18 protein-coding genes and 1 pseudogene are annotated in these 18491 nt (G+C 69.4%); 6 read left to right on the forward strand and 13 right to left on the reverse strand.

Annotated features, from left to right (window positions below):
- The 9 genes from A5624_RS25385 to mrf form a co-directional block, all read right to left on the reverse strand.
- Positions 1 to 1363, reverse strand: a 1363-nt coding sequence (locus A5624_RS25385; RefSeq protein WP_197519033.1) for a PPE family protein, incomplete at its 3' end; no start/stop codon positions are given.
- Between the two features lie 2 nt (positions 1364 to 1365).
- On the reverse strand, positions 1366 to 1674 hold the full coding sequence (locus tag A5624_RS25390) for a PE family protein (protein WP_066872837.1): 309 nt from the start codon (positions 1672 to 1674) through the stop codon (positions 1366 to 1368).
- Between the two features lie 2 nt (positions 1675 to 1676).
- Entirely contained in the window at positions 1677 to 5654 is a 3978-nt protein-coding gene (gene eccCa / locus A5624_RS25395; protein ID WP_066872839.1) for a type VII secretion protein EccCa, read from the reverse strand.
- Complete coding sequence (gene eccB / locus A5624_RS25400; RefSeq protein ID WP_066872842.1) at positions 5651 to 7285, reverse strand: type VII secretion protein EccB; 1635 nt, start codon at positions 7283 to 7285, stop codon at positions 5651 to 5653. Before eccB ends, eccCa begins: the two co-directional genes overlap by 4 nt.
- The gene (gene eccA3 / locus A5624_RS25405; RefSeq protein WP_066872845.1) at positions 7282 to 9135 is read right to left on the reverse strand and encodes a type VII secretion system ESX-3 AAA family ATPase EccA3; all 1854 of its coding nucleotides are present in this window, start codon (positions 9133 to 9135) and stop codon (positions 7282 to 7284) included. Before eccA3 ends, eccB begins: the two co-directional genes overlap by 4 nt.
- 310 nt (positions 9136 to 9445) lie before the next feature.
- Positions 9446 to 9661, reverse strand: coding sequence for a hypothetical protein (locus A5624_RS29645; RefSeq protein ID WP_369827524.1), 216 nt, complete (start codon positions 9659 to 9661; stop codon positions 9446 to 9448).
- Between the two features lie 63 nt (positions 9662 to 9724).
- Complete coding sequence (locus A5624_RS25410) at positions 9725 to 10630, reverse strand: class I SAM-dependent methyltransferase (protein ID WP_066872849.1); 906 nt, start codon at positions 10628 to 10630, stop codon at positions 9725 to 9727.
- Positions 10631 to 10711: 81 nt separating this feature from the next.
- Positions 10712 to 10966, reverse strand: coding sequence for a type B 50S ribosomal protein L31 (locus A5624_RS25415; protein WP_066872851.1), 255 nt, complete (start codon positions 10964 to 10966; stop codon positions 10712 to 10714).
- A complete protein-coding gene (gene mrf / locus A5624_RS25420; protein ID WP_066872854.1) occupies positions 10963 to 12162 on the reverse strand; it encodes a ribosome hibernation factor-recruiting GTPase MRF in 1200 nt (399 codons plus the stop codon). The genes A5624_RS25415 and mrf overlap by 4 nt, the downstream gene beginning before the upstream one ends.
- Positions 12163 to 12265: 103 nt before the next feature.
- On the opposite strand from mrf, the gene rpmB reads away from it, so the two are divergent.
- From rpmB to A5624_RS25445, 5 genes are read left to right on the forward strand one after another with little or no spacing between them, the layout of a single operon-like run.
- A complete protein-coding gene (rpmB, locus tag A5624_RS25425) occupies positions 12266 to 12502 on the forward strand; it encodes a 50S ribosomal protein L28 (RefSeq protein ID WP_066872881.1) in 237 nt (78 codons plus the stop codon).
- Positions 12502 to 12666 (forward strand): 50S ribosomal protein L33, encoded by a 165-nt coding sequence (gene rpmG / locus A5624_RS25430; protein ID WP_066872855.1) that lies wholly within the window; start codon positions 12502 to 12504, stop codon positions 12664 to 12666. The genes rpmB and rpmG overlap by 1 nt, the downstream gene beginning before the upstream one ends.
- 2 nt (positions 12667 to 12668) lie before the next feature.
- Positions 12669 to 12974 carry a 30S ribosomal protein S14 gene (gene rpsN, locus A5624_RS25435; RefSeq protein ID WP_066872857.1) on the forward strand — a complete coding sequence of 102 codons (306 nt, stop codon included), beginning with the start codon at positions 12669 to 12671 and terminating at the stop codon, positions 12972 to 12974.
- Positions 12974 to 13240, forward strand: coding sequence for a 30S ribosomal protein S18 (rpsR, locus tag A5624_RS25440; protein WP_066872860.1), 267 nt, complete (start codon positions 12974 to 12976; stop codon positions 13238 to 13240). Before rpsN ends, rpsR begins: the two co-directional genes overlap by 1 nt.
- A complete protein-coding gene (locus tag A5624_RS25445; RefSeq protein WP_066872863.1) occupies positions 13237 to 13620 on the forward strand; it encodes a hypothetical protein in 384 nt (127 codons plus the stop codon). Before rpsR ends, A5624_RS25445 begins: the two co-directional genes overlap by 4 nt.
- 3 nt (positions 13621 to 13623) lie before the next feature.
- On the opposite strand, the gene A5624_RS25450 is transcribed toward A5624_RS25445, so the two are convergent.
- The 4 genes from A5624_RS25450 to A5624_RS25465 form a co-directional block, all read right to left on the reverse strand.
- Positions 13624 to 14361 carry a TIGR03943 family protein gene (locus A5624_RS25450; RefSeq protein ID WP_066872866.1) on the reverse strand — a complete coding sequence of 246 codons (738 nt, stop codon included), beginning with the start codon at positions 14359 to 14361 and terminating at the stop codon, positions 13624 to 13626.
- Entirely contained in the window at positions 14361 to 15353 is a 993-nt protein-coding gene (locus A5624_RS25455; RefSeq protein WP_066872869.1) for a permease, read from the reverse strand. The genes A5624_RS25450 and A5624_RS25455 overlap by 1 nt, the downstream gene beginning before the upstream one ends.
- Before the next feature lie 58 nt (positions 15354 to 15411).
- Entirely contained in the window at positions 15412 to 16989 is a 1578-nt protein-coding gene (locus tag A5624_RS25460; protein WP_066872872.1) for a PPE family protein, read from the reverse strand.
- Positions 16990 to 17081: 92 nt separating this feature from the next.
- Positions 17082 to 17996 (reverse strand): oxygenase MpaB family protein, encoded by a 915-nt coding sequence (locus tag A5624_RS25465; protein ID WP_066872875.1) that lies wholly within the window; start codon positions 17994 to 17996, stop codon positions 17082 to 17084.
- An 85-nt stretch (positions 17997 to 18081) separates the two neighbouring features.
- On the opposite strand from A5624_RS25465, the pseudogene A5624_RS25470 reads away from it, so the two are divergent.
- Positions 18082 to 18491: pseudogene (locus A5624_RS25470) on the forward strand (TetR family transcriptional regulator); the annotation flags it as partial.

Consider the following 18491-nt stretch of genomic DNA (forward strand, 5'->3'; position numbering starts at 1 on the left):
AAGCCTTCTGCCGCTGTGTCGTTCCGGCGAATCCGAGCACCCCGGCACCCTGCGCGGATGCGACGGCCGCGGCCAGCTCCTCCTCGTCACCGAAATCCGGCGGCACGCCGAAGTCAGATTCCATGTCCGCGAACTCGTCGGCGTGGTCGTGCAGCGCGGCGCGCCGACGGCGCCGCGCCCGGGACTCGGCCCGGCTGGCCGCCGCGGCTCCGGCCGCCGGGATGGTGGCCGCAGGGGCCTTGGCACCGCCGCGGCCCCCGAGCGTCGGTCCGACCCCGGCGTCCGGATCACCGCCATAGGCGACCAGGTAGGCGAAGTTGCTGGCCGCGGCCGCCGGCGCCGGCGCGGCCGGCGCCCCGGAACCCGCGGCGACCGTGGTGGCCGGGGCCCCGGCTGGGGCCGGCATCGTCGGGGCCAGCGCGACCGCCGGCAGCATGGACGGCGGCTTGTTCGACGTCAGCACCGGAGCCACCACGGCGGGGGCGGCCTCCGGGGCGGCGGCCTCGACCGGCGTGGTGAGCAACGAGCTGAGCCCGATGCCCAGCAGCAGCGGAATCAGGAACGGCGCGGTCAGGATCGCGCCCCAGGTCGGCCAGCCAACGGCGTTGAAGAACACCTGGTAGGCAACGAAGAACAGCAGCGGCCCGTTGGCCGCCAGGAACGCCGGCAGGTTCGAGAAGAAGTCCTGCAGCATCTGCTGAATGTTCTGGAAGAAGTCCTGCAGGAACTTCGACAACTGCTGGATGAAGTTCTGCCACCAGTCCCCGGGGCTGTTCTGCGAGGCGTTGGCCGCCAGACTGTTGGCCTGCCCACCGGGATTGACGATGGACGGCGCCGCCGTGGTGCGCGGCGCGGCGGCCAGGGCCGAGCCCGACACAGCCTGGTAGGTGCCCATGGTGGCGGCGGCCTGGACCCACATCCGTGCATAGTCGGCCTCGTTGACCGCGATCGGAATCGTGTTGATGCCAAAGAAATTCGTCCCGACCAGCACCGCGTGCACGGTGTGATTGGTGGCCAGTTCCGCCAGCGTCGGCATGGCCGCCAAGGCGGCGGTGTACGCCGAGGCCGCGACCTCTTGTTGGGCGGCGGCCCCCGCGCTGTCGGCGCTGGCCTGCTGCAACCACGCCAGGTACGGCAGGTGGGCCGCCACGTACTGCTCGGCGCTCGGCCCCTCCCAGGCGCCGGCCTGGGCCTCCCCCAACAGCCCACTGAGTTCGGCTGCCGCCGAGGCGTATTGGGCGCTGAGCGCGGTCCACGCGCCGGCGGCCGCCAACAGCGGCCCCGGCCCTGGACCGGCGCTCAGTAACGCCGAATGCACCTCGGGTGGCGACGCCATCCAGATGGGCGCGATGGGGGCGGTCATGGTCAGGCGCCCGCGATTCCGAACGTCGCAGCGGCCGCGGTGTCTCCGGCGAGGTAGCTTGCGCCCGCTTCGCCGACGCCGACGCCGGCGCGGCCCAGCTCTTCGACACCCTGGGCCGCCACGGCGGAGTGCTCCTGGCCCGCAGCGCTGAATCCGACGGCGGTTTGCAGCGACACCGGATCGACCGCCGGCGGCACCACCGCCGTGATCGCCGGGGCCGCCGCCGCATGCGCGGCCGCCAGCCGGGCCGTCAGGGCCTCCACCGCCGCACTGGTGGCGGCCAGACCTTCGGGAACCACTCGCAAGGTCATCTCTACTCCTCCCGTTGCGCTTCACTTGCCATTACGGACTCCCCGATCAAGGGGTTGACCAACTGCACGTACGTCGGGCCATCGCTGTCGCCCAACAGGATCGCCCGCCCCGCGGGCAACCGGCCGAATCGTTGACCGCGGATCTTGCCGCTGTCCTGCGGGTTGCCGGCCAGCATCAGCGTGGTCGCCTGCAGGTCGTTGAACCGGCGCAGCAGCGGGTTCGTCATCAACGCGTGCCCCGAGCCGGTGGCGCGCGCGGTGACGATCACCCGCACCCCCAAATCGGCCGCCTGCGACAGCAACCCGAGCAGCGGCGTCCACGGACGCTGCCCGACGTACGGCCCGCTCATCGCCGGCGAATCCGGTATCTGGTCCACGTCGTCGATGATCAGGTAGTGGGTCTGGCCCGCGAAGCTCCAGCGAGCCAGCTCGGCGGGCGACAAGCCGGCCGGCGGCCGCCGGGATTCGATGAGGTTGGCCAGGCCCAGCACCGCCGGGATGATGCGGTCGACGTTGGCCGTGTACTCGTTGTCGGCGAACAACGGTTCGTCGACGAGGTGCAGCCGCCGATCCAGCACCGTGAAGGCCACCTGATCGGGAGTCGAGTGCTCGCGGACCGTGCGAATGAGGTGCCGCAACAGCGTGGTCTTCCCGGACTTGCTGTCGCCGAACACCATCAGCAACGGGTTCTCGGCGAAGTTGATCACCACCGGCGCGAGATCCTCCTCGCGCTGGCCGATGACGACCTGCTCCGGCCCGCGATACAGCGATCCGACCGACTCCGGGGCGAGGTTGGTGGGCAGCAACCGCACCGGCGGCGCGGCCAGGCCCGGGTAGCGGTCGTTGATGGCTGCCACTGGGTTTGTTTCCGCGTCCAGCGCGGGGCTGGCGAACAGGAAATGCTCTGCGGCCATGGTCAATCCGCGGCCGGGCTGGTCGTGCGGCACCGCTTCGGCGGGCCGGCGCAGCGCGCCGACCACCCGCACGTTGCTGTCCCGCGGATCGTGCAGCTTGAGCTCGAGGCGCAACCCGAGCCCGTCGCGCATCGCCAGCGGCACCTCCAGCCAGCTGGGGGTGGTGATGACGACGTGGATGCCGTACGCCAGACCGATGTTGACCAGTTCGCTGACCTTGGCCAGCAACGGGTTTCGGGTGTTGAACTGGTCGGTGTTGTCGCGGCCGAACGCGTAGAGGTTGTCGATGACCAGGAACACCTCGCCGAAGCCGTCGTCGGGGGCCGCGCCGCGGGACTCCCGGAACGCCTCTCGCCGCTGCCGCGACAGCAGCAGCTGCTCGAGTTCTCCGAAGGTGCGCCGGATGCGTTCGGGTTCGAGCGCGGAGGCCACGCTGCCGACATGCGCCAGGCCTTCGAGTGCCCGCAGCTTGCCGCCGCCGTAGTCCAGGCAGTAGAAGGTGACCTCGCGCGGCGAGTGCAGGTTGGCCGCGGACAGGATAAACGTCTGCAGCGCGGTCGATTTGCCCGACTTGGGGCCGCCGTGGATGACCACGTTCCCGGCCGACGAGGCGGCGTCGAACACCAGCGGGTCGCGGCGCATCTCGAACGGCTTGTCGATCTCGCCGAGCGGCCACTGCCATTGCCGGGGCGGCACGCCGGCGCGCGCCAGCATGGCGCTCAGCGGGATCGGCTCGTCCAGCGGCGGCAGCCACAGTTGCGGCGCCCGCGGACCGTAGCCCGCCAGCTGGTCGCCGATGGTGGCGATCAGCTTGCGCGGCGGCCCGGTGAATTCGTCTTCCTCGGGGGCGGTGATCACGGTGTCCTGATCCGGTTCGACCCGTCCGGCGGTGAACAGCTTCGGCTCCGGGATGGACGGCACCACAAAGGATTTGGCCTTCTGCGGCGGATCGTAGATGCCGTCCACATAGGTGCTGCGGAACTTGATCGGCGTCGCACCCGGTGCGGGCACCAGGAACCCCACGCCCTTGTGCTCCTTGCCGGATTCGATGTGGTAGGCATCCTCCACACCGATGATCTGGCGGGAAACGCTGGGGCTGGCCACCTTCAAACCGATGCGGTAGGAGGTGTTCTTGTCGATGTCCTTGATCTTGCCGACGTCCAGCGTCTGCGAGGCGAACAGGATGTGGATGCGGAACGAGCGGCCCTTACGCGCAACGTAATCGAACAGCTCGGCGTATTCGGGATGGTCGGCCAGCATCAGGGTGAACTCGTCGGCGACCACGAACAGCGTCGGGATCGGCGGCAGGTCGTGCCCGGCCGCCACGGCGGCCTCGTATTCCACCACCGAATTGAACGCGCTGCCCTGCACCCGGCGGCCCGCCTCACGCAGCAGCGTCTCGCGCCGGGCCACCTCGCCGCGCAGCGTGTCGGCGAACCGGTCGGCCAGCGACTTCTTCTCCGCCATGTTGGAGATGACGGCGACCACCTGCGGGAAGTTGCGGAAGCTGTCGGCCCCGGCCTCACCCTTGAAGTCGGCGTAGATGACGATCAGCCGATCCGCCGAGTGAGTCGTCAACAGCGACAACAGGATCGACATCAGGGTCTGGGACTTGCCCGAACCCGTCATACCGATCATCAGCCCGTGCGGACCCATGCCGCCCTCGGCTTCGTCCTTGAGGTCGAACATCAGCGGCTCGCCGGTCGCGGTGACCCCGATCGGAACGCGCAGCTCGTCCTCGCGACGGCGCGGCGCCCACAGCGTGGGCACGTCCAATTGGGACGCGTCCGAGATGCCCAGCATGGTGGTGAACGTGGCGCCGCGAGTGGCCGCCGAGCGCAGCCCGGTGTGGGTCGGGTTGGAGTCCCAACGCGACAATTGGCGAGCCAGGTGCGCGGCCTCGTCGGCGCCGAACTGGTCGGCGTTGTCGATGTAGGGCTGCCAGCCGCCGGTCTGCCAGCGCTCGATCGCGCCGTTGGCGACGCGCAGGATCGGCTTCTCCGGGTCCGAATACTGCTCGCGGTTGGGCGCCGTGGCGCTGCGGTGCACGACGGTGACGCCCGCCCGGCCCAGCGCCAGCGTCGACGCGTTCAGGTCATAGTCGGGGTCGTCGACGACGATCAGCAGGTGACGCAGCGCGTCGGCGGGCTCGCCGGTGAACGCCGGACGGTCAACGAGTGCCGGCCCCAGGCTCGCGACCAGGTCGTCGGCGTTGGTCGACATGAAGCGGGCCGGCCCGACCCCGTCGAGCTCGCCGGGAATGTCGATGTGCGGCAACCACTTCAGCCACGACCAGTCCGGACCCTCCAGGTCGGGGGTCACCAGCGCGACCCCGAGCACGGTCGGGTCATGCCAGGTGACCGCCTGAGCGATCCAGGCGCGCAGCGCCGCCAGCGCCTCGTCTTCCTGACCCAGCACCGTGATCCGGGATACCTTGGTCAGGTCGATTCCGGTCGGCACGTCGCGCACCGTGCGATGGGTGTCGAGCAGGCTGCGTAATGCGCTGTGCGACACCGGCTCCAGGTCGATCTCGTCGGCGGTGTCGTTGACCCGCAGGGCGGTGGCGAGCGGGACGTGGTGCCGCCCGGCCCGCAGCACCAGGAAGTCGGGATCGTGTGGGTCACGTTCCCACTGCCGGCGGGACCCCGGCACGGTCGCCAGCGCGGCGGGCTCCGGATGCGACCACTGCGCGGCGGCGCGCTGCGCGGCGGCCTGGGTGCGGATGTTGTCGCGGACCACCGAGAGGTAGCGCAGGTAGTCGGCGCGTTCGGCGTCGACCTCCTCGGTGCGCGTCTTGTTGTCGTTGCCGCGATACATCGCGGTCGCGGCGAGCAACAGCACGAACGGGAAGAACAGCGTCTGCGGAGAGATCAGCCGCATCCCGGTGGCGAACAGGGCGACGATCATCCCGACGATCAGGATCACCAGCACATAGGGCATCGCCCGGCGCAGGAACGACGGCGGAATGACCCGGGGCAGCTCGGGCGGGGCCTCGATGGCGATGGTCCCCTTGCGGGTGACCGGCGGCGCCAACCGGCGACGCGCTTCGAAGATCAGTCGGCTCATCGGGGGGCTCCCTCGGCTTCCTTGGCAGCAGCAGCCACACGGCCGGGCTTCTGGTCGGGCGTCAGCCCGTCATGTGCCAGCAGCGCGTCGGCGCGCGATAACGTCGGACCATTGGCGAACAGCGACAGCACCGACCACGGAATGGGGACGGGCGCCCCGCTAAGGCCAAGGGCCTCAACGGTTTTGCCATGCCCGGCGGCCGAGTGCTCGGCCTCGTTGTCGATCCCGTAGCGGACGCCGGTGTCGGAGACCCAGAACAACGATCCGGTGCCCGGCGAGTCCGGGCCGCCGCCGACGGTCTGGGTGAAATAACCGGTGCCGGGCGCCAGGGCCACGCGGGTGGCCACCGCACCGCTCGTCGCGGCACCACCGCCCACCAGGTCGACGGTGTGGATTGATTCGGCGATCGGCAGCGCCGAGCCGGACAGCAGGTTCAGCGAGCTGGTCGCGGCCCCGGCCGGCTTGCTCCAGTAGGCGCACGTGACCGGCGACTTGCCCGCGTCGACCACGCTGACCTGTTGGTCCGGATAGCGCGCGGTGTCCAGCATCCGCGACACGGGCAGCTTGGCCACCGCGTCGGCACCCAGCCGCGGCGGTTGGTCCAGCCCATAGGAATTGGTGTTGCGCAGGATCGCGGCGAGCACCGGCGAGATCTGTTGCAGGCCGTCGGGCAATACCGCGTAATAGCGCGGCGCACCCGAGGAGCTCTGATCCAGGGCGTAGGAGACCACCACCGCGCCGATCGGTGCGGGCACGCCGAACGTCGCCGGGGCGCCGGCGTTCGGGATGCCGGGCGCCGTCAGCGACGGACCCTCGGGGATCGCGTTGAACAAGCCCAGCGCGATGGGCCGGGGCGCGGGCATCTCGGAGTTGTTCTGCCCCAGGCCAAGTGCGTTCGTGATCGCGTGGTCGGTCAGGTTGATCTGCGATCGTTTGCCATCCCACAACAGCCAGGTGCTGCCATCACGCTCGACCAGGATCGCCTGGCGCGACGCGAGCGTGGCCGCGCGGGCACCGCTGCTGTCCGGGCGGCCCGCGATCACCGTGACGCCGGTGCTGTGGGCGGCGTGCCCGCCCTGGGCCGGCTCGCTGACGGCGTCGCACACCGTCCAGTTCGCGTCGCGAGACGGGTTTTGCACCATGCGTTCCGGCGCGCCCGGGATGCCGATCAGGTTGCCGCGCGGAAAACGGTCCAGCTCACTGCTTTTCACCATGGTGGGATCGACCGGGTGGCCGGTGATCAGCCGGGCGGAGGTCAGGTTGAGCACGGGATGCAGGTCGTCGCCGACACGGACATACAGCGCGGCGGTCGACCGGTCGGCCAGCACGGCGTTGGTGCCCACCGTGCCGCTGGGCCGGATCAGCGAGAACACGAAGCAACCGGCCAGCCCGGTGACCAGCAGGACCACGCCCATGGCCACCGCGCGCGACTGGGTGCGCAGCGGGTCGACGAGCATCCTGGTGTCGTGCAATGCGATACCGGAGGCGATCCGGCGCATCACGAACCGCCAGCCGCTGACCTGGTGGCGGGTGACGAAGCCGCGGCGGTACTCGACCTGGTCGGGGTTGTCGTTGACCGGCGTGCGCGACGCGAACGAACGGCGGTCGTCGGACTCGTGATTGGAGGTCATGCCGGCACCGACAGGCCAAGGCCGCGCAACAGCGGCTCTACCGACCGTGCGACGTCGTCGTCGGTGATCGTCATCAGCTCCTCGTCAGTGAATTCGCCCGTTCCGGCGTTTTCGGAATGGTCGAGCCGGAACTCTCGTTCTTCTTCGGAGCGTTCGACGATGTTTCGGACGAATCGGCCGTTACCGGCGATGTCCAAGTTGCGTCGCGAGATTCCGTTGGCATCCGGGGTCGACTCGGTGGCCAACTTCGTGAACAACGCCTCCATGTGTTCGAGCGCGGCCGGCTCGAAGATGCTGTCGCGCTGCTCGGCCATGGTGTTCGCGATCTCGACCAGCTCCGACGGCGCGTACGACGGGAAGTCGATGTTGCGCGTGAACCGAGAACGCAAGCCCTCGTTGGTATCCAGGAACTTGTCCAGGTCGGCCCGGTAGCCGGCGATGATGACCACCAGGCGGTCGCGGTCGTTCTCCATCCGCGCCAGCAGGGTGTCGATGGCCACCAGCCCGAAGTCGTTCTTGGCGCCCGTGGCGACCAACGCGTAGGCCTCGTCGAGGAACAGCACGCCGTCGAGTGCGCTGTCGATGATCGCGTTGGTCTTGGCCTCGGTCTCGCCGATGTGCTGGCCGATCAGGTCGGCGCGGTGGACCTCGCGGATGTTTTCCCGCTTCAAAAGCCCGAGGCCGCAATAGATCTTGGCGACCACGCGGGCGATGGTGGTCTTACCGGTTCCGGGCGGGCCGGCGAAGACCAGGTGGTGGGCACGCTGCGCGACCGCCAGGCCGCGCTGCTTGCGGACCAGTTCCATGGCGACCGAGCTCTTCAGCCGCGACACCTGGTTCTTGACCTCGTCGAGCCCGATGAATTCGGCCAGCTGACGTTCCGCCTCGTGCAGCAGCACCGCTTTGCGTTCGTGCGCGGCGGGGTCGACGAAATCCTCTGCGCTGGGCTCGGTTCCGGGATCCCACGGATCGGTGCGGGCTTCGATGCGGGCGGCCGTGGTGGTCACGATGCCGAAGCTCGTGTCGGTCAGCGCCTGTTCGACTTGCTCGTTCTCGGGATGCGCGGCGTACAGATCCTGCAGCACCTCGCTCGCCGCGTCCTCGTCCACGTGCGCACGCAGCACCAGCGCCTTGGCCAGCGCGCCGTCGACGGCGGCCACCGCGACGGGACCGTCGGGCTCCTCCAGATACGACAGCGACGGCGCGAACATGCCCAGCCGGGCCAGCGCGGTGCCCAGCGCGATCTTGGCGGCGTGCGAGAACGCCTCGTCGAGATCCGCGTCGTTGACGATCGGGGTCAGCAGCTTGACGACGTCCGACCAGCGCTCGGCGCGGTAGTTGATGACGACGGACACCCAGCGGGCCTCGCGCCACGTCGGGCGACGCGCGTTCAGGCCGGCGACGATCTGGTCGGCGTCAGCGAATCGTCCGGCCGTTGCCAGCGCGGCGGCGTAGGCGAGCTGAAACTCGTCGGGGGTCGCGGCGCGGAACTGCAGATACAGCCCCGTGTCGTAGCGGAAGCCCAGCGAACCAGGCGCCAGGTCCACCTGGCGCTGCAGCGTGCCCGCGGTCGCCACGGTGCGCGATACCGCCTCGAGCACTCGCAGGGAGACATCGCCGGCCGCGGCCAGGCCGGTCCACGCGTCGCACTGGTCGTGGGCGATGCGGGTCAGCGCGGTGAAACCGGAGCGGGCGGCGGCCAGATCCGCCGGCCGCTGCCGTTGGTAGACGACGATGCCGAGCGCGCGGCAGCACGTGGCGAAGCGGCTGACGACGTCCTCGTCCACCCGCGCGTCCACCCGCGAATTGACGGGCTGAGCTGTGAGCATGCCGGTGTCACCGAGTTCCACGGCCGCGACTTTTCATGTATGTAGTCTCCCCTAACTTAACCCGCCTGAAGTTAGCATTGCATAAGCTAACTGTCGAGGCGTTTGGCCCTGTCCGGCTCACCACTGCTCTGCCCTTCTTTTACCGCTGTTGAGGACATTTTCGGGAGTGATTGTCCGCTTCTTCGGCATACTCACAGCCGCACGTCGGGCGGTCTCACAGCAAGGCCCTACCTTAATGAAAATCATTTTCATTATCAACTCGGGCCGGGCCATCCCGGAACCGTCCGCCCGACCGGGCGGATCGGGGACGCAACCGTCCGCACCGGCGCGGTCATAGCAGCGACTCCTTGACGATGGGGTGAGCTCGACGGTCGCCACTGCCGATTGCCGGCACGACGATCACGCAGCCAGTAGTCGGCTGGCGGGCCGCAAAAGTTCCGCGCTGATCGCTTTGCCAGCTGCCCGGCAACATCGGCGCCGAGGGGCCGTCGCCGAACTCGTCACCGGTCAGGGTGGTCAGCCCCGCGGCCGCGGCGGCCGGCCCGATTCACGGAAAACTCATGAAAAACCGGCCGCGATCGTGATCACGGCCGGTTTTCGTTGCGACGTGTCACTCTCGGACGGCGCGCACCAGGGTGTTGCGGGCGATCATCGGGCCGGCCTCGGTGTCCGGGCCGGGTACCGGACGCCCGACCTCGCGCAGGTAATCGGCCAGCGGAGTGCCGACCGCGGTCCAGCCGTGCTGGCCGAACCATTCGGTGGCGGGTGCGTGCTGCTCGTTGTAGACGAGCTGGAAGAACACCCGGCCGTCGCCCTGCTCTGTGGCCGCCCGTTCTTCGGCCACGGCGGCCTCGAAGTCCTCGGGTTTCATCGGGGCGCCGTCCTCGACGGCGACGTGACTGCCGTGACCGGCCAGGCCGTCGATGCCGGTGAACAGCTGCTCCTGGGCGGCAGCCGGGAGATAGATCAGCAGGCCCTCGGCGATCCATGCGGACGGCTTGGCGGGATCAAAGCCGCTGTCACGCAACGCTTGCGGCCAGTCCTCACGCAGATCGATGGCGATCTCACGGCGCTCGGCACGCGGTTGGGCGCCGGCATCGGTGAGCACCTCGCGCTTGAAGTCGAGCACCTGCGGCTGGTCGAGCTCGAAGATGGTCGTCGCGCCCGGCCAGTCCAAGCGGTAGGCGCGCGAGTCCAGGCCCGCGGCCAGGACGACCACCTGTCGCACTCCCGCGTCCGCCGCGCGGCGGAAGTATTCGTCGAAGTACTTGGTGCGGGCGCCCTGGAAGTTGACGAAGTTCTCGCCGAAGTCAGCGGTCTTCAGCTGGTGGTCGGGGTCCTTGCCGTCGAGCACGTCCGCCCACGAACCGCCCACGGCGCGGCAGAAGACCTCCGCGTATGGATCGACGGCCAGCGGGTCCGGCTTTTGCGCCTCCAATGCCCGCGCTGTTGCCACGAACAACGCGGTGGAGCCCACGCTCGTGGTGATGTCCCAGGTATCGCCTTCGCTTCGCATCCGACCCACACTACGCCGCGTCACCGACACGCGTGTTGCGGTGGCGCGCAACACGAATGGCCTCGCCGCGGCCACCGACCGTCAGCGCCGGCCGTAGCGGCGGTGGAACCTCTCCACCTGTCCGGCGCTGTCGACGATGCGGCGAGCGCCGGTCCAGAACGGATGTGAATCCGAGGTGATCTCGACGACGATCAATGGATAGGTGCGGGCCCCGTGCCGTGTTTGCCACTCGACGGTGCGCGAACTGTCAAGCGTCGATCGGGTTAGGAACATCGCACCGGTGGTTGCGTCCTGGAAGACGACGGGGTGGTAGTCGGGATGTACGCCGGGCTTCATGACGGGTCGGTGTCCTGCCCGATGCGCCGGGCCGCGTTGTCGGCCGCCTCCGCCCGCTCCCCGCACGGCTCCTCATGCCAGTCACCGAACGGGTCGTCGTAGCCGAGCCAGTCACGCGGACGGCTCATCTCCGCGTCGGTCAGCAGCGCACCATGCAGGCCGTCGAGGATGTCGGCCGGTTTCGCGCCGCACACCAGGATGGTCATCGCCGTGTGCCGGTCGCCGTACCGGTCATCCCAGGCCAGTTCGGCGAAAGTTCGTCGCTCGACGTCGATTCCGTCGAGCTCGCGGCCACCCATGACGGCCAGCCACTTGCCCGCGGAGCTGACCCGCAGCCCGGCGCCGGCCGATTCCAACCACATCGCCCGGTCGGGCTGGCTGGCCAGCCAGAGCCGCCCGCGGGTTCTGATCACACCATCGAGCAGCAGATCCAGGCAGTCGTGCAGGCGCTGCGGATGGAAGGGCCGTCGGGAACCGAACTCCACCAAGTTGATTGGACCGCGTGACTCCAGCGGGGGCTGGCCGGCCAGCAGCGGCCCGTGCGGGTCGTCGCTGCGGCCGCGGCGCGCGTCGCGATACAGGTTGTTCAGCGCATCCTCGAGACCGTCGGCACCCACCTGCAGGCGAGCGCGCGGGGACAACCGGCGCAGCACGGCGGCGACGAACGGATTGGGACGGTTGAGCACCGCCACATCGGCGAATTCGGCCTGCCCGATCACCACCTGGGCCTCGGTGCGCCCGTCGTCCAATTCGTCCTCACCCAGCGCCTGGTTCAGCCACGCCGACGAGTCGACGCAGGCCACCACCGCGGCGATCGATACGTCCAGGGCCGCCGGCCCGTCGACGTATCCGGGCGCCACACGCACCCGAACGTGCTTGATGGCCAAACAGATTGGTTCGGGCTCCAGCCAGGGCCCCAGGTGCACGACGATCCGGTCGACGTCGTCGCGCCGGTGCAACTGACGCAGCAACACCAACAGGTCGTTGCGGATGGTGCACGAGATACAGCCATGCGCGAGTTCCAGGCCGCTCTCGTTGGACGTCAAGACGCCGTCGGACAGCGACGCTGTCGTTCGGCGCACCACATGACCGTCGAAGGAGTGCTCGATCACCAGCGTTCCCGGGGTGCGCAACAGCGCACCCACGACGGGTTCGGTGTCCCTCTGGCCGGTGACCAGGATGACGGGCGTCTGCATCGTCCTCCTTATTGATAATGGTTTTCATCTAGGTTCCACATACGGTACCGTTCGGGTCGGGCCTTGTCGAAAACGATTTTCAATAAGCGCAACGGAGGTGCAGGTGTCCGCCCACTGTCAGGTGACCGGCCGTCGACCGAGTTTCGGTAGGGCGGTGTCGCATTCCCATCGCCGGACCCCGCGGCGCTTCTCCCCCAACATCCAGCGCAAGACGTACTACCTGCCCTCCGAGGATCGCCGGATCCGGCTGCGCGTCAGCGCCAAGGGCATCAAGGTGATCGACCGCGACGGCATCGAGGCGGTCGTGGCCCGGTTGCGTCGCGAGGGGCAGCGAATCTGATGGCCCGCAACGAGATTCGTCAGCTGGTCAAACTGCGCTCCACCGCGGGCACCGGATACACCTACATCACCCGCAAGAACCGACGCAACGACCCCGACCGGCTGATGCTGCGCAAGTACGACCCCGTCATCCGCCGCCACGTCGACTTCCGCGAGGAGCGCTGAACATGGCCAAGAAATCCAAGATCGTCAAGAACGAGCGCCGTCGCGCGATCGTGGCGCGTTACGCCGAACGCCGGGCCGAACTCAAGGAGGTCATCCGCGCACCGGCGAGCACCGCCGAGCAGCGGGCGGCGGCACGAGAAGCGTTGGCCCGCCAGCCCCGCGACGCCAGCTCCGTGCGGGTCCGCAACCGCGACGCCGTCGACGGGCGTCCCCGCGGCCACCTGCGCAAGTTCGGGTTATCGCGGGTGCGGGTCCGCGAATTGGCGCACGCCGGGCAGCTACCCGGCGTGCGGAAGGCGAGCTGGTGATGGCCCGGAAAGCCGCCCGCATCCGCCGGCTCGCGCTACCGCCCGGCCGGTCACCGAAAAAGAATGCGCTGCGCACCCTGGGACTGGACGCGGTGGACTACAAGGACACCGCGACGCTGCGCATCTTCATCTCCGAACGCGGCAAGATCCGGTCCCGCCAGGTGACCGGCCTGACCGTCCGGCAGCAACAACAGGTCGCGACGGCCATCAAGAACGCCCGTGAAATGGCGCTGCTGCCCTACCCCGGCCCGCACACACCGCGGTGACCTCCCCGCGCCGCGGCACCGACCGTCCCTTCACCGTGATCGTCTGCGCCGCTTGCGCGGTCGCCGGCGAACTGTCGGTGATCGACGAGCTGCGGCCGGCGATTCGGCGCTGCCCGCACTCCATGCTGGTCACCGCCTCCTGCATGCTCGGACCACTCACCTGCGCGTCCCGCCCGACCGGCGGCGGTGTCATGGCCGTGCTGCAGCCCTGCACGAACGACCGGGTGGCCTGCGGCCCGGCCCAGTGGATCGGCCCCATCGCCGACGGCGACGCGGCCGCCGATCTGCGCGAGTGGCTCGAGCTCGGACAATGGGAAACCGCGCCCGTCCCGGATCGACTCGGGGGCCATCAACGCTGGACAGGCGGTCATGGCAACTGACGGTCAGCGCGGATAGGCGTAGGGATTCGGCGGGGCGTCAACTCGGGTGACGGCGGTCGCCTGCAGCGTCGGGATGGCCGGCGAATTGGGTTGTCGCGGTGCGGGTATGACCTGACCCTGCACCCGGATCCAGGTGTTGTCCGGTAGGCCCGAGGCGCCCCCGGCGGCCGGGCCGCGCAGATGGATGCGGGCCAGCTGGGCGTCGGCCGCACAACAGATGATGACGATGCGGCCAAGGTCGACGCCCTGCGCCTCGTTGAGCACGAAGCCGGTGACGGTGATCGTTCGGTTCGTCAACGATCCGGTCGTGTCGTGCGCTTCTCGCATCAGCACCTCGGGCAGCGAGACTTCCGGCGCAGGGCCCGGCGGCAGCGGTGAAAACGATTTGTTCAGAACGTCATTGGACACCGACGTCACCGACGGGGCGGCCGCCGAGGGCCGCAGCGCCGGCGGCGCCACGAACATCAGCACCAGCACCGCGACCACCAGCAGCCAGGCGATGCCCCGCCGGTGGGAATGCTCGTGGCCGTGCTCGCCGGCCGCGTCAGCGGTCCGGGGTCCACCGCGGCGGATGTCGCCGATGATCGCCACCAGCGCCAAACCGATGAGCACCACCGCCGATACGGCGAGCCACGGCAACAGGCCCGGCTTGACGTAACGGGTGAACACCCCCGACGCGGTGATCATGGCGATGCTGATACCCACCAACAGCAACACCGTATTCTCGGCTTCGCGACTCATCACCGGGCTCCCAACACGAAAAGCCCGATGACACAGGCACTCACCGTTGCCACCAGGAACGTGCACGGCGCAAAGCGTGCGGCGAACGCCCGGCCGAACATGCCCGCCTGCATGGCGAACAGCTTGACGTCGACGGCCGGACCGACGACAAGAAACACCAGCCGGGGCAACAGCGGCACCATCGTCATGCTGGCCGCCACGAAGGCGTCCGCCTCCGAACACAACGCGAGCACCACCGCCAGGACGGCCATCAGCGCGACCCCGAGGGCGAGGTCGGTCGCCAGGTGCGCGAACACCCACTGCGGCACCGCCACATGAAGCAACGCCGCCGCCGCCGCGCCGAGCACCAAATACGATGCGGCCTGCAGGAAGTCGTGACGGGCCGCCTCGGTGAAGACCACCCATCGCGACTCACCCTGCGTCTGCGCGGCGGGCGGCCGGCGGGTGATCCATTCCGGCCGCCCCCAGCGCGACCACGCCCAGCCCATGACGACCGCGGTCAGCAGCGACGCCCCCATACGGGCGAACACCATCCTGGGTGCACCCGGAAACGCCACGGCCGTGGCCACCAGCACCACCGGGTTGATCGCCGGCGCGGCCAGCATGAACGTCAATGCCGCGGCCCCGGTCGCCCCGCCTTCGCCGAACAACCTGCGCGCCAACGGAACTGACCCACACTCGCAGCCCGGCAGCGCGACCCCGCCGACACCGGCCGCCACGACGGCCAGCGCCGGCCGGCGCGGCAACCAACGCGCCAACCGCTGCGGCGACACGAACGTCGCGATCAGCCCGCTGACCACCACCCCGAGCACCAGAAACGGAATCGCCTGCACGAAAACCCCGCAGAACACCGTGCCCACCGTCGAGAGGGCCGCACTGTTGAACACCGCGTTGCGCAGGGTCGTCGCGGCCAGCGCGCAGCCCAGCAGCAGGGCCACCAGCACTTCCATCGACCCCGGGCGCAACCTGCGCCCGGACTTCAGCGTCTGCACCGCGTCATTATCGCAGCGCACGCCGTGGTCGCGTCGGCCTCCGGGGGCCGTCCCGGTGCTAGGCGTTGCGATCGTCGCCGCGCGCCGCCGCGTCGTCGGGACTCCAGGTGCCGGGCGTCATCGGCACCGTTGGGCCACTACCGAACTCGTCAACGGCCAGCGTGGTCAATCCGGCCGCCGGGGCGACCGCGTCCCTGCGGGCGGTGCCGGCGAACCCGAGGGCCCCGGCACCCCGGTCCGATGCGAGCGGGGCGTCCCAGTCCGGGTCGACGTCGACGTTCATGTCCATGAACTCGTCACCGTGCCCGCGTTGCGTCGCCCGCCGTCGCCGCCGCGCGCGTGCGGCTTCCCGCGCGGCGGCGGCCGCCGCGGCGGCGGCGCTGTCCGGTTCGGGCGCTTTCCTCTTCGCGCTCGAGCTCGCGCCGGCGCTCATGCCCGAGCCGGTGCCCATCCCCGGGGGGCCGACGACGTAGGGAGGGAAGAAGCCCGCCGCGGGGGCGCCCGGAGCCGGCGGAGCCGGCGGCGCACTGGCCACCGTGCTCGTCGTCGGGGCGGGCGACGGCGCCGTGGCCGTGGCCGGAGCCGCGGCCGGTGCTGCGGGGCTGGGCGCGGTGGCGACGGCTGGCAACGCCGACGGTGCCGGCGCGGGGACCGGCACGGGCGCCGGCACGACCGCGGGGTGGGGTAGGCCCGCCAGGCCGGCCAGCCCGGCGAAACCGCCGACGGCACCGAAGGGGGCGGCCACGATCAGCAGCGCCGGAGCGAACAGTTCGGGCTGGCTGGTGAAGATCTCGAGGATGTGCGTCGGCCAGTCGAACAGCGCGAGCTGGACCAGATACTGAAAAGCCAACGCCGGATTGTGCACCAGGTAATAGCCGAACTGCTCGAAATCTTCCAGCAGCTCCAGGGCGCGCACCACCCAGAAGATGGGTTGCCCGGCGTTGGTGTAGGCGTCGTAGTCCAGCCCGTTCACCGTGCCCTCGGCGGGATCCCAGTTGATGCCGAAGTTCTTCAGGATGTTGGCGATGAAGTCGTTGAACGGGTTGTCGATGGTGGGGTCGTGGTCCGGATCTTCCGAGTCGTCGTGTGAGGCATGAAATTTCACGATCGAGGGCGCCGGATCGGCCTGGGGTGTCGAAGCGACCGCCGCGGTGGACACCGCCTGATAGGTGGACATGGTAGTGGCCGCCTGCGTCCACATCCGCACGTAGTCCGCCTCGTTGACCGCGATGGGAATCGTATTGACGCCGAAGAAATTCGTCGCCACCAGCGCCCCGTGCACGACGTGGTTGGTGGCCAGCTCCGGCAGCGTGGGCATGGCGGACAGGGCCGCGGTGTACGCCGCCGCTGCCACCTCGTGCTGACCGGCGGCCGCCGCACTATCGGCGCCAGACTTGGTCAACCAGGCCAGGTACGGCGCGTGCGCGGCCGCGTAGGACTCACCGCTAGGACCCTGCCACGCCCCGGCCTGCACTCCGGCCAGCAAGGCGCTCAATTCTTCTGCGGCGGAGGCGTATTCGGCGCTCAGCTGCGACCAGGCGCCGGCCGCCGCCAGCAGCGGCCCGGGTCCCGGGCCGCTGCTGAGCAACGCGGAATGCAGTTCGGGCGGCGAGGCCATGAAAATCGGGGCCGTCATCAGGCACTCCTCAGGCTGGAAGGGTTACCAGACTGAGGAGCCTAATGAATATGATAATCGTTTTCAACTGGCGGGCGGATCCGCCCTGCGCACTAGACCAGCGGCCGGCCCTTCTTGATCCTGCGGTCCAGGTCGTGCAGCAAGACGTTGAACGGGAACTGGCGGATGAACCGCGGTAGATACCGGTTGACCGTCGCCAGCACGGCGATCAGCCTGTCGAAGCGGCGCTGCTTGGTCGCGTCCCAGGGCAGCCGCATCTCGTCACGGAACCGCTGCGGCAAGAACCCCGTGGTGATCAACAGCGCGAAGCTGTCGGAGAGGCGCTGCAGCCGAGCCGGCAGCTTGACGCCCCGAATGCGATTGGCGGCGATGGGAAAGAGGTACTCGCGCACGGCGTCGTCGATGTGGACCTTGGCCAGCGATTCCTCCCAGTAGCGGTCGAACGCCGCACGGTCGGCGGGCCACATCTTCGGCGGCACCTGCAAGGTGGTGGCCAGCGTCATGCCCTCGCGATAGTGACGATCGGCGTCCTCGCCCTCGAGTTCACCGATGAACATGCGGTAGATGTCCACCCCGCCCTTGTACAGGCACGCCCCCACCCACAGCTGCAGCTCGGGGTCGAAAGCGTTGTAGGCCACCGGGCTTTTGCTGTCCGGGGTCGAGTACACCTGTGCGTGAGCGCGATTCACCGCGCGGCGGAAGGCGTCCTTCTGGGCGTCGGTGCCGTTGGTCGCCACCGCCAGGTACGTGAAGGTGGTGCGGGCGCGCTTGATGGGGTGCAGGTCGACCCGGCCGCTTTCGACGCGGCTCTCCATCACGCCGTAGCCGACGCCGGGCAGGGCCAGTTGCATGATCACGTTCGCCGGGCCGGCCAGCAACGCGACGCCCATCAATCCCTCGTCGATACCCAGCGGCCGCCGCCGCCGGCGCCGCTGCGGCCGGGGCGGGTCGGTGACCCTGCGCTCGACGTGCCCGGTCGGCCGGTGCACCGGCTCGTGAATAGCCATTCTTCAGGTCCTCCCGCGGCGCCGGTCCGGCTAATGTGCGAACGCTTGTTTCCTGATATTGTCGCGGCTGGGCGTTAGTGTCAAGATGGTTTCCATGAGCGAGACGTCCAGCGCACGGCCGTACCGCGGGGTCGAGGCCGCAGAGCGCCTGGCCACCCGCCGTAATCGGCTGCTCGCCGCGGGTCTGGACCTGCTCGGGGCCGAGCGGCAGAATATCTCGGCGGTCACCGTGCGCGGGGTGTGCCGCAGCGCCGGCCTGGCCGCCCGGTACTTCTACGAGAGCTTCGCCGACAAGGACCAGTTCGTCGCGTGCGTGTTCGACTGGGTCGTCGCCGAGCTGGCCGCCACCACACAGGCGGCGGTGGCCGCGGTGCCGGCCGGTGAGCAAACCCGCGCGGGCATGGCCAACATCGTGCGGACGATCACCGGATCGGCCAGCTGCGTGCTGAACAGCAGGCGCCCCACCCGGGGGTCGTCGGTGATCGTCCGCACGAT

This window comes from Mycobacterium sp. 1482292.6 (assembly GCF_001672995.1).
Taxonomy (GTDB): domain Bacteria; phylum Actinomycetota; class Actinomycetes; order Mycobacteriales; family Mycobacteriaceae; genus Mycobacterium; species Mycobacterium europaeum_A.